This window comes from uncultured Holdemanella sp. (assembly GCF_958348295.1).
Lineage (GTDB): Bacteria > Bacillota_I > Bacilli_A > Erysipelotrichales > Erysipelotrichaceae > Holdemanella.
In genome coordinates this window covers 1-11,136 of sequence record NZ_CATVYQ010000060.1, presented here as the reverse complement: position 1 = coordinate 11,136, position 11,136 = coordinate 1, and the positions used below count along the sequence as shown (strand labels likewise).

Below are 11,136 nucleotides of genomic sequence, written 5' to 3'. Positions count from 1 at the left end.
AACCTCGTTGTATTTACTATTTCTCAATGGGATTTAGTTTTACAATTGAGCTTTTAAAATATAATTTTTTTATACTCTTTGTACATCATTAAAGTATAATATAGACAAGAATAGAGGTAGATTTATGAAACACAAAATTGTATTTTTCGACATGGACGGAACTCTTTACCAAACCGAAAATGACATCATTCAAGAAAGTGCATTAGATGCCCTTCAGACATTAAAAGATAAAGGATATATTGTTTGTGCGGCTACAGGTCGTCCTTTAAACCAGTTGAAACTTATTTTACAACGCATTCAATTTGATTATTACGTATTAATCAATGGCAGCTATATATTAGACAAAGACTTTCAAGAAATTGGTAGCTACCCCATCTTACAAGACAACGTCAACGATTTAGTTGATTTTAGTAAAAAACACGAAACAGGCCTAATGTTCCACTTTGGAGACGCTACATACATTTATAACAACTTTTACCCAATGTATGACTTCTGTAAATATTGCAATGTGCTAGATTCACTGTTCTACGATCCAAGCCAATCTTATCACTTAAGACACAAAGCCTTTAACGCCGTAGTTCTTACTAAAGACAAAAAACTAGTAGATGCATTTATGGAATCTCATCCTGATTTAAGAAATGATTTGATCAACGTAAAAACCGATGGATTCTGCTTCGATATCTTCAATGCAGATAACGACAAATCAAAAGGTATTGAAATGATTCTAGAAAAAACAGGATTAACATGGAAAGATGCCATCTGTTTTGGAGACAGTACAAATGATATCCACATGTTAAAGAAAGCCGATATTGGCGTTGCAATGGGAAATGCAAGTGATTTTGTCAAAAGCTATGCTAACTTTGCCACAACATCTACATACGATAACGGTATCTATAATGCAGTCACAAAAATATTAAAAGATGAATAAACATATATAAAAGACATCATCGCAATTAGAATGATGTCTTTTTTAGTATCATAATAGTATCATTTAAGTCCATACTCATTAAATGAAAAAAAAGCCTTTATCTAAGGACAAAGGCTTTAATTACTTATTAAGCTTAAATTACTTAATTTCTACAGTAGCTCCAGCAGCAACTAATTTTTCTTTAATTGATTCTGCTTCTTCTGGAGATACGTTTTCTTTAATAGCAGCTGGAACACCATCTACTAATTTCTTAGCGTCAACTAATCCTAAACCAGTAATTTCACGTACGGCTTTGATTACAGCAACTTTTGTTCCACCAACATTTGTTAATGTAACAGTTACTTCGCTAGGTCCTGCAGCTTCTTCAGCAGCAGCAGCTGGAGCAGCAACAGCAGCAGCAGCTACTACACCAAATTTTTCTTCGATTGCACTTACTAAGTCGTTTAATTCTAAAATTGTTGCTTCTTCTAAATAAGAAAGAATTTCTTCTTGAGTTAATTTAGCCATTTTATTTTCCTCCTATAATTAATTACGCAGCAGCTTCTTCTGTAGCTGGTGCTTCTTCTGTTTTTACAGATCCGTTTTCTTTAGCTTCTGCCAATGCTTTAACAGTCATAGCAAATTTGATAACTGGAGCATTTAAGCAAGATGCGAATTTAGCCAACATACCTTCTTTGTTAGGTAATGCAGACAATTTTTGGATAGTAGCTTCGTCTACCATAGCTCCATCCACGATACCAGTTTTTAATACTAATGCTTCATGATTTTTAGCGAATTTAGCTAATACACGAGCAGGAGCAACTGGATCTTTACCAAATGCCAATGCGTTAGGTCCAACTAAAGTTTTTGCGAAATCTTCGTGACCTAATTTTTCAGCTGCACGACGAGCGATTGCGTTACGGTAAACTTTGAATTCAACGTCTTCTTCACGCAAAGCACGACGAAGTTCTGTTACTTCCTTTACTGATAATCCACGGTATTCTACTAATACAACACTACTAGCAGCTTCCATTTTTTCAGTTAAGGCGATAACGTCAGCTTCCTTTTGTGCAAGGATGTCTTTGTTCATTCGATCCACCTCTTCTTTCATCTATTGTAACAATATTCAAAAGAAAAGCCCGCATCAAAGACGGGCTAATTGTGCAAAGTCAATGCATCATACCCTCGGTAACATAATTAAGCATACGCCGTTACTGTCTTTGGAATATTGATAACAATCCATAGTTTAATTTATTTTACTAGATTTGTCAATTACTTAACGATCTCAACGTGGATTCCAGGACCCATTGTTGTTGAAACAACTAAGTTCTTCATGTATGCACCTTTAATAGTTGCAGGACGAGCCTTAGCAATTGTATTGAAGATTGCATTGAAGTTTTCAACTAATGCTTCTTCTGTAAAGCTTGTTTTACCGATAGCTAAGTTGATATTTCCTTCTTTATCTACACGGTAAGTAACTTTACCTTTTTTGATTTCATCAATAGCCTTAGCAACATCCATTGTTACTGTACCAGTCTTAGGGTTTGGCATTAATCCTTTAGGACCTAATACACGTCCTAAACGTCCTAATTGACCCATCATATCTGGAGTAGCTACTAATACATCAAAATCGAACCAACCTTTAGAGATTTTTTCGATAATATCTGCACCACCAACGAAATCAGCACCAGCAGCCTGAGCTTCTTTTTCTTTTTCGCCTTGTGCAACTACACAAACGCGTTGTGTTTTACCAGTTCCATTAGGTAATACCATTGCTCCACGGATTTGTTGATCAGCGTGACGAGGGTCTACGTTTAAACGGAAACTTACTTCAACACTTGCGTCGAATTTTGTTTTACTAGTTTCTTTAGCTAATTTAACAGCTTCTTCAATTGAATAAGTTTTTGAACGATCAACTAATTTAACTGCTTCAGCATATCTCTTACTTACTTTTGCCATTATTGATGTTCCTCCTATTCAAATCCTTCAACCTTGATACCCATGTTACGTGCAGTACCAGCAACAATACGCATTGCAGCTTCTACATCATTGGCATTCAAGTCTGGCATTTTGTACTCAGCAATTTCTTTTAATTGATCAACTGTAATTGTACCAGCAACTACTTTTTGATCTCCACTTGCTTTTTGTACGTTTGCTGCTTTTTTCAATAAGTTAGCAGCAGGTGTTGTTTTCAATACGAAATCAAAACTCTTATCTTCATAAGCAGTAATGACAACTGGAACAATATCACCTTTACGATCTTTTGTTGCATCATTGAAAGCTGTACAGAACTGAGGCATGTTGATACCAGCACTTGCTAATGCTGGACCTGGTTTAGCTCCACCAGCTTGGAACTGCAACTTACAAACTTTTGTAACTTTTTTCTTGCTCATAAGACGTTCCTCCTATATTTTGTCCTATGCTGTGGTAATACGAACAGTTACGCATTCTCCCACGCATGCCTATTTACTATACACCACTATAATCTGTGATGCAAGCTCATTCTAAAAAAAATTAGAGAAAATCATTGATTCTCTCTAATCATTTACATCCTCCTTCATACGAAGAATCGATTTCTTAAATTTATCCATTTTCTTTTGAGCTCTTTTGTCATCATGATCATACACTTCACTTCTTAAATCTGATTGGAACGAATAAATATCCGACTGCATATCTGACCATACATCATATATATCTGATACGCAATCTGACCAATCATCGTAAGCATCTGAACTAGCATCACTCCACACATCATAGTCTTCCGTATCATATGCATCTTTAATAATGCCATTATAGTAAATATCGTATAAGTCATGCACTGTCTTATCATATATATCATACATAGCATTACCTGCATCCTCATATATATATTCATAGATGCCACTCAAATCTTTGTATTTTACCTTGTACGATGTATCCTCATTCATTATCAATTCAGCATACTTATAAGCATATTCTCTTAATCGTATCGACAATAATTCTGTCTGTTTTAAAGCACCATCATAATATGCCTTTACCTTGTCTACATTTTTAGTATATGAATTAAAATCCGTAATTTCTTCACTCAACGCATCCCTTTCACTTTCTAATTTTTCCTTTGTGTCCTCAACATCCTTGATTGCCATCTCCTCTATCTCGTCAATCGAAGAAGCAGATACCTCAATTACATTTACATTCATTTTCTTTTCTACATTATCTTTGGCAACCGGTGCACTTGTGCAACCACAAAGAACCAAGCACAAACTCAAACACATTAACCTTTTCATTATTATTCACTCTTCTTTCCAAACTCATTAATGACATCTTCTAAACAACATGGTAATTTTCCAGTAATACAAACCCTATTCAACAAATCTATTTTACTTTGTAAATCCACACACTTCTTATCCAACTCACCCAGCTTTCTTTGACTCAACTCCTTTAAATTTCCCTCATTTATAATCTCCTTAACTTCATCCAAACTAAAACCTAAACTCACCAACACTTTTATATTCCATAATTGTCTTAGCCCTTCTTCGTCAAACTCTCGATCTTTTCCTTCTTCATTCTTTAAAATCACTCCCTTCTTTTCATATCTACGAATCATATTTCTCGTGATTCCCAGATGTTCTTCGATCCACTTCACCTTATACTTCATTGTCCACTACTCCTTTTCCAATCTACAGCCTTGTTCTTAGAACAACGCAAGCTAAAAAAGTTATTTCTTCTATCCTTTTTTGCCATAACAGACCTTGTAGATTTCGCGAACAAAAAAAGCGGTACAACGACCGCATTGAGTTTAAAGAATAATAATGTTAATATATCCACATGAACTTAGAAAAATGGATAGAAAAAAATTTTAATACAACAGAATATACACTCGAAAAAACAGATAAAGGTATCAGTAACCATAACTATATATTGACAATCAACAACGATAAATACATGGTACGCGTACCGAAGAAGAATCATGAATCACTTGGTTTACAACATGAACACGAAAAAGAAATTTTGCCACTTGTTTCTGATTTAGATGTGCCCACTGTTTTATTCGACGAAAAAGAAGGTATTAAAGTCACTCATCATATTGAAGATGTAAAAACATTTAATGAATGTAAAGACAAAGACAAATTCGCAAGATGTGCAAATTTAATGAAATCTCTTCATGCAAAAGAAGCCCCTTTATTTATTTTTAACCCTTTTGGAAAAATTGAATTCTATAAATCCCAAATCAAAGAATGTATCGTATCTTTTCCAAATGAAGAAAACTTTTTAGAAGCATTAAAAAAAGAATATAAACCAAACACACTATGTCACAACGACTTTGTACAAGGAAATATTCTTTATAGTGATACAAAAGATTATTTGATTGATTATGAATATGCAGCTAAAAACGATTATCGCTTCGATATTGCCAGCTTCTTTTCAGAAAACAACATTCATTATATCGACCAAAGAGACCAGTTCTATCAAGCCTATTTTGATGGAGAAATTGACCCTATGATTGATGTACAAGTACAAGCATTTGAAAGAATGGAAGACATTCTTTGGGGATATTGGGCAAATATGCTTTACGAACAAAGAGACGAACAAATATACTTTGATATCGCAAAAGACAAAGAAAAACATTACAGAGGTTAGACTACCTCTGTTTTTTCATCTATATCCATAAATTCTTCATGCGATAAAGATACTGTTAAATACAAATCATCACCAATGATTTGTTTTGCACCTTTATCATTACATAATTGTTTTGCCTTATCATAATACCTTTTTGGAAGCAACATAGGATTACATAAAATACCATTATACTCACAAATCACAATATGCTTTCCATCTTGAATTGAAACCATTTCTTTTAATGTATCCAATTTTAAATATGGCATATCCGCAACCATCAGTATACAAGCATCATTCATACACGCACCAACACCTAACGCAATAGAATGACCTTGTCCATATTCAGGGTGATCATTCATGATTACACGATACCCTAAAGTTTCAGCCATTTCTTTTATCTTTTCATACTGTGTGACTACAATGACATCCAAAAAAGCACTTGCCCTATCAAAAGCATATTCTATCAACTTCTTTCCATGGAACTCATACAGAAGCTTATTTGAAACAAAGCGTCTGGAAAAACCAGACGCTAAGATAATTAAAGAAATATTATTCATCTTCTTTTCCTAATAACACTTTTTCAGCTGTAATAGGCAAAGTACGAACCTGCACACCTGTCGCATGTTTTACGGCACTGGCAATTGCACTTGTTGGTGTATTAATAACAACTTCTCCAATGGATTTAGCACCAAAAGGCCCATTGTCTTCATAGCTGCTTTCAAATTCAACACGAACGCTAGGAACATCTACTCTTGTTGGTAACTTATACTGTAAGAAATTACGATTACGCATCTTACCATCATCTGAGTATGTGATATCCTCACTTAAAGCCATACCAATACCTTGTACAATACCACCTTCAGCTTGTACACGAGCCAAGTTAGGATTGATAACCGTACCACAATCAACTACAGAAACATAATCATGAACCTTAATTTCACCCGTTAATTTATCTACATCCACTTCAGCAATACCAACCATAAATGGAGGTGGACTTGTAGGTGACATATGAGAGTCACTGGCAATCAAAGCTTTTGCGATACCACCATTGAAACACGTGTCCGCAAAATCAGCCAAACTCATTTCATGCACATGATCTAACGTATTGATTTTCTTACCATCAAATTCAATATCTTTTTTATCCACATTGAAGAATCCAGCGGCTGCTTCTAAAATAGAATTTCTTAGTTTTTCACAAGCCTTTACTACAGCCATACCCGTTACATACGTTGTACTTGATGCATAAGAACCCGTATCATAAGGTGAGTGATCTGTATCTAATGCACTTGTTACAACTTGATCTACATTACAATCCATACATTCTGCAACCATTTGGGCAAGAATAGTATCACAACCCGTACCCATATCTGTAGCACCAATACTTAGTGTATAGAAACCATCATCCTGCAATTTGATTTCAACAGAACCTACATCAAGGCCCGAAATACCACTACCTTGCATAGATAAAGAAACACCTAAACCACGAACAAAGTCTCCCATATCACGTCTTAAAGGTTTGTTCTTGTAGTCAATCATTTCCATAGCTTTTTCTAAACAACGATCCAATGCGCACGCATTCAATTCTTCATTATAATACTGCGATAACACTTCATTTTCACGTGTCATATTCTTAAAACGGATTTCACAAGGATCCATATTCAATTCATCAGCCAATTCATTAATAATGGATTCAACCGCAAACTGACCCTGTGTAGCACCATATCCTCTATAGGCACCTGCACGCATTGTATTTGTATAAACTACATCATATGTAAAGCGACTTGCCTTTACATGGTTATATAAAGGTAATGATTTATGTCCTGCTAAACCAATTGTAGTTGGACCATGTTCACCATAAGCACCTTGATTTGATAATGTATATAAATCAATTGCTTCAATCGTTCCATCTTTTGTAGCGCCAATACGAACATGCATTTTCATTTCATGTCTTGAGTTACTAGCCGCAAAAGTTTCTTCACGCGTATACACGATTTTACTTGGCTTTTTAAGTTGCCACGTAACAAATGCAGTAAAAATTTCACAACAAGCTGTTTGTTTAGCCCCAAAACCACCACCAATTCTTGGCTTGATCACATTGATTTTTGATTTTGGAATTTCTAAAGCATTACTTAAAATTCGACGAACATGGAAAGGAATCTGTGTAGAACTTACACAGTTCAAACGACCGTATGTATCAATATAACAATATGAACGCATTGTTTCCATCATTGCCTGTGCATTAGCCTTTGTATGATAATCTCTTTCTAAGACTACATCACACTCTTTTAATACGGCATCCACATCACCAACAACACTTTCTCCACTGCTGACAATATTACGCTTTACATCATTACCAATCTCACAAAGACACTTATAATCGTCTTCTTCATGAACCACGATTGTATTATCGATCGATTTCTCAAAATCCAACAATGGTTCTAATACTTCATAATCTACTTTAATAGCTTTTAAAGCACGATCCACACAATCCTCATTAGCTCCGGCAACAATCGCAACTTCATCCCCTACGTAGCGAACTACATTTTCTAAGATTCTTCGATCATAAGGACTTGGTTCAGGATAAGATTGCCCTGCCAATGTAAAACGAGAAGTTGGAACATCCTCATATGTATATACAGCTTCAATTCCAGGAATTTTTTTTGCAATGGAAGTGTCAATACTTTTAATTTTCGCATATGCATGTGGACTTCTTAAAAGTTTGACAATCAAACAATCCTTAGGTGCTAAATCATCACAATATACAGGCTGCCCTGTAACTAAAGCCATCGCATCTTTTTTGACGACACCTTTTCCTACACTATTCATGATTTTCACCTCGACTTAAGTATGCCTTAATAGCACGCATTTGCGACATATACCCAGAACAACGGCATAAATTTCCAGCTAAATAAGCACGAATTTCGTCATCACTTGGATTCACTAATTCTTTTTCCATTGCCAAAACATTCATAATAAATCCTGGTGAGCAAAAGCCACATTGTTCTGCACCTTGTTTAGCCATAAACATACCAAATTCACCCGCTTCTTTTTGAAGTCCTTCAAGTGTCGTAATTTCATGACCATCACATCGAATAGCTAATGTACTGCAAGAAAGAATTGGCGTTCCATCCTTCCATACTGTACACAATCCACAGTTTGCAGTATCACACCCTCTTTTCACGCTGTAACAACCATGATCTCTTAGCCAGTCAAGCAATAAAGTTTGTGGCTGTACATCATCCTGAATCAATTTTCCATTCACTTTAATTTTAACCAACATAAGACTCTACCTTTCTCAATAACTTCTGAGTTAATCCCTCAACAAGTTTTTCTCTATATTCCTTACTTCCACGCATATTATCTGCGCAATATACATCTAGATCAATATGATCTAAATCACAATTATAAACTTTCGCAATGGCTGGTCTTGCTCCAAAACAGAATCGATAGTGATCTGCATATTTAGTACAAGATGCATTTAAAACACTTAAATCCGTAGCGCTTCTTCTTACCGAAACAAAAGCACTAGGCAAGTTTGTCTTCTTCACATAAATATATTCCACAATATCCTTTTCATATGGAAGACTTATGAATTCTTCAAGTGAAATACGACCATGTGCATATGTTTGTACATCACACTCTAAACATAACAAGCTACAGATAACATCACTAAAGCTAAAGCGTGAATATACACTTCCTCCAACTGTCGCCAAATTTCTTAATTGTACACCAACAATATCCTTTACAGCATCTCTAAACACATGACATGTTGCTTTATTAAATGATTTATGTGTTTCTAATTGGCGTAAAGTTACCATGGCTCCAATTTTAAATTCAGCATCATCTTCTTCAATTTGGTCCAAACCTAGTTTACTCAAATCGATAGCGGTTGGAATTTGAATATCTTCCATCTTTAACCAAATCATACCACCCAAAATCATATTCTTCTTATTTTTTGTTAATAGCGCATACGCCTCATCCAAAGATTCTGGCGTCGCATAATTCATTATTCTTAACATAATGGATACGCTCTCTTTCTTTACTAAAATTTTAACACAAAAAGAAAGTGTTAAACACAATGTTTAACACCTATTTATTAGTCTTTTTTACCAGGCAAAATCAAATTTAATACGGTTGCGATCACAAACGTCATAATAATTCCGTTTTGTGCAAAAATATTTCCAACCCAACTTGGTAATTGTGCTAGAACTGTAGGAACTTGTCCAATACCAATTCCTAGACCAATAGCCAAGGCAATAATCAAAGTGTTTCTTTCATTGAATTCAACACGCATCAATGATTGAATACCACTCACTAAAATACTCGCAAACATAATAACAGCTGCGCCACCAAGTACAGATTGAGGCATAACCGCAAATAAAGCACTTAATTTTGGACAGAAACCACAAAGAATCAAGAAGATTGCTCCTGTCATAATTGTAAAACGGTTAACAACTTTAGTCACTGAAACCAAGCCAACATTTTGAGAGAATGAGGTATTTGGCAAAACGCCAAACAATGAGGCTACAACAGAACCTAAACCATCTGCCAATACGCCACCTTGTAATTCTTCAGAAGTTGCTTCACGATCTAAACCACCATTTGTGATACCAGAAACATCTCCAACTGTTTCAACCGTTGTTGCGATAAACATAATTCCCATCGCAATAATAGCCTCTAAATTAAATTCCATCTTCACTGGCATAAATGTTGGAAGTGCAATCCAAGAAGCTGTTTGAACTTGTGTAAAATCAACCATTCCAAGTACAATAGCTAAGATATATCCAGCAATAATACCAATCAAAATGGATGCATTATTCACAAATCCTTTGATTTGTTTTGCGATAATAATCACCAAAATAACAAATGTACCTACTAATAAATGTTTAGGATCTCCAAAATCAGCAGCACCACTACCGCCACCAAAATAATTGATACCAACAGGAAGTAATGATAACCCAATCGAAATGATAACTAAACTTGTAACAACAGGTGGGAATAATTTTCTTAATGGTTTAATAAAGAAACCTAAAACCATCTCAAATAAACCACCAATTAAACTTGCTCCCATCAATGCACCATAACCATATAGAGCCCCCATTGCTTTGGCAGTTCCAATAAATCCTGAACTAGTACCCATAACGATTGGAAGTTTAGCTCCCACTTTCCACACTGGATATAACTGAACTAAAGTAACAGCTCCGGCAATAAACATCGCATTTTGAATCAATGCAGATTTTAAATCCGGTGATAATCCAAGCATTCCTGCAATAATTAATAATGGACTGATATTTCCAAGAAACATCGCTAATACGTGCTGAATACCTAAAGGCAATGCCTCTTTTAAAGGTACAACACCATCAAGTTCATATATAGAACCTTTTTTCACATCTTCTTTTCTCATGTTTTCCTCCGAAAATAAAAAAGTCTCGCACAAAAACGAGAATCAACACGACACAATAAAAATAGTAGGTTGATTCATAGTCCCTGAATTTACGGTTTAGGGGTAGAAACATCGACACCGTATTAGTCGACATATACGAAACACGTTTGGATTATATCATTAATCTAACAAAAAAAATAGGACAAATCGTCCTATTTCCATAATTTTTCAGGATATACACCATCTT

The 11,136-nt window shown here is 35.1% G+C and carries 13 protein-coding genes, 1 riboswitch and 1 other annotated feature; of the genes, 2 read left to right on the top strand and 11 right to left on the bottom strand.

Features of this window, described 5'->3' with window-relative positions; all coding sequences use genetic code 11:
* Positions 1 to 124 precede the first annotated feature (124 nt).
* On the top strand, positions 125 to 928 hold the full coding sequence (locus tag Q3907_RS09630) for an HAD family hydrolase (RefSeq protein WP_295646464.1): 804 nt from the start codon (positions 125 to 127) through the stop codon (positions 926 to 928).
* Between the two features lie 138 nt (positions 929 to 1,066).
* On the opposite strand, the gene rplL is transcribed toward Q3907_RS09630, so the two are convergent.
* The 6 genes from rplL to Q3907_RS09600 form a co-directional block, all read right to left on the bottom strand.
* Entirely contained in the window at positions 1,067 to 1,435 is a 369-nt protein-coding gene (rplL, locus tag Q3907_RS09625) for a 50S ribosomal protein L7/L12 (protein WP_117995840.1), read from the bottom strand.
* Between the two features lie 22 nt (positions 1,436 to 1,457).
* Complete coding sequence (rplJ, locus tag Q3907_RS09620) at positions 1,458 to 1,997, bottom strand: 50S ribosomal protein L10 (protein ID WP_295646470.1); 540 nt, start codon at positions 1,995 to 1,997, stop codon at positions 1,458 to 1,460.
* Between the two features lie 32 nt (positions 1,998 to 2,029).
* Positions 2,030 to 2,149 (bottom strand) — a sequence feature (ribosomal protein L10 leader region).
* 30 nt (positions 2,150 to 2,179) lie between these two features.
* The gene (rplA, locus tag Q3907_RS09615; protein ID WP_295562828.1) at positions 2,180 to 2,866 is read right to left on the bottom strand and encodes a 50S ribosomal protein L1; all 687 of its coding nucleotides are present in this window, start codon (positions 2,864 to 2,866) and stop codon (positions 2,180 to 2,182) included.
* Between the two features lie 14 nt (positions 2,867 to 2,880).
* Positions 2,881 to 3,300 carry a 50S ribosomal protein L11 gene (gene rplK, locus Q3907_RS09610; RefSeq protein WP_003866292.1) on the bottom strand — a complete coding sequence of 140 codons (420 nt, stop codon included), beginning with the start codon at positions 3,298 to 3,300 and terminating at the stop codon, positions 2,881 to 2,883.
* Positions 3,301 to 3,444: 144 nt separating this feature from the next.
* The gene (locus tag Q3907_RS09605; protein WP_301898117.1) at positions 3,445 to 4,173 is read right to left on the bottom strand and encodes a hypothetical protein; all 729 of its coding nucleotides are present in this window, start codon (positions 4,171 to 4,173) and stop codon (positions 3,445 to 3,447) included.
* Between the two features lie 2 nt (positions 4,174 to 4,175).
* Complete coding sequence (locus Q3907_RS09600; RefSeq protein ID WP_301898116.1) at positions 4,176 to 4,544, bottom strand: MerR family transcriptional regulator; 369 nt, start codon at positions 4,542 to 4,544, stop codon at positions 4,176 to 4,178.
* A gap of 170 nt (positions 4,545 to 4,714) precedes the next feature.
* Between Q3907_RS09600 and Q3907_RS09595 the strand changes: the two genes are divergently transcribed.
* Entirely contained in the window at positions 4,715 to 5,527 is an 813-nt protein-coding gene (locus Q3907_RS09595; RefSeq protein WP_295644354.1) for a choline kinase family protein, read from the top strand.
* Here Q3907_RS09595 and Q3907_RS09590 read toward each other — a convergent pair.
* The 5 genes from Q3907_RS09590 to Q3907_RS09570 all read right to left on the bottom strand — a co-directional run bounded on the left by Q3907_RS09590 (position 5,524) and on the right by Q3907_RS09570 (position 10,910).
* Complete coding sequence (locus Q3907_RS09590; RefSeq protein ID WP_295644357.1) at positions 5,524 to 6,063, bottom strand: nucleotidyltransferase family protein; 540 nt, start codon at positions 6,061 to 6,063, stop codon at positions 5,524 to 5,526. The two genes, Q3907_RS09595 and Q3907_RS09590, sit on opposite strands and share 4 nt — an antisense overlap.
* Entirely contained in the window at positions 6,056 to 8,332 is a 2,277-nt protein-coding gene (locus Q3907_RS09585; RefSeq protein ID WP_301898115.1) for a xanthine dehydrogenase family protein molybdopterin-binding subunit, read from the bottom strand. The genes Q3907_RS09590 and Q3907_RS09585 overlap by 8 nt, the downstream gene beginning before the upstream one ends.
* Entirely contained in the window at positions 8,325 to 8,786 is a 462-nt protein-coding gene (locus Q3907_RS09580; RefSeq protein ID WP_295644361.1) for a (2Fe-2S)-binding protein, read from the bottom strand. Before Q3907_RS09580 ends, Q3907_RS09585 begins: the two co-directional genes overlap by 8 nt.
* Positions 8,776 to 9,525: a xanthine dehydrogenase family protein subunit M gene (locus Q3907_RS09575; protein WP_301898114.1), complete on the bottom strand. Its 750-nt coding sequence runs from the start codon at positions 9,523 to 9,525 to the stop codon at positions 8,776 to 8,778. The genes Q3907_RS09580 and Q3907_RS09575 overlap by 11 nt, the downstream gene beginning before the upstream one ends.
* A gap of 77 nt (positions 9,526 to 9,602) precedes the next feature.
* On the bottom strand, positions 9,603 to 10,910 hold the full coding sequence (locus tag Q3907_RS09570; protein WP_270512520.1) for a uracil-xanthine permease family protein: 1,308 nt from the start codon (positions 10,908 to 10,910) through the stop codon (positions 9,603 to 9,605).
* Between the two features lie 57 nt (positions 10,911 to 10,967).
* Positions 10,968 to 11,069: riboswitch (purine riboswitch) on the bottom strand.
* Positions 11,070 to 11,136 lie beyond the last annotated feature (67 nt).